1 protein-coding gene is annotated in these 362 nt (G+C 65.7%); it reads right to left on the bottom strand.

Translation table 11 applies throughout. The features are described from left to right. Nucleotides 1–146 precede the first annotated feature (146 nt). Nucleotides 147–362 (bottom strand): phosphoglycerate kinase (gene pgk / locus CQY20_RS34080; protein WP_097945812.1); only part of this gene is annotated, 216 nt, incomplete at its 5' end.

The raw sequence follows: 362 nt of genomic DNA, 5'->3' as shown, positions 1-362 counted from the left end.
TGACGCTGTGGTCTACGGGCCGGCGATGAACAGCACTGCACGGCGCTCGAAGGACCCGCGGCGCTTCGGATTTCGAATCTGCGCTAAGAGCAGAATCGCTGACGGCGCGCCCAGCTTGACTGGCCACCTACACTGTCCGAGGCTGTTCAACCGGTCAGCACTTCGATGCCGGGCAGTGTCTTACCTTCAAGGTATTCCAGCGACGCCCCGCCGCCGGTGGAGATGTGGGAGAAGCCGTTTTCAGCGAGGCCGAGCTGGCGCACCGCAGCCGCTGAGTCCCCGCCGCCGACCACGCTGAACGCTCCGTTGCCCGTTGCGGCGATGATTGCTTCGGCGACACCCTTGGTGCCCGCCGCGAACGC

This window comes from Mycolicibacterium agri, assembly GCF_002553505.1.
GTDB classification, from domain to species: Bacteria; Actinomycetota; Actinomycetes; order Mycobacteriales; family Mycobacteriaceae; genus Mycobacterium; species Mycobacterium agri.
This window is presented reverse-complemented; position numbering and strand designations above follow the sequence as displayed.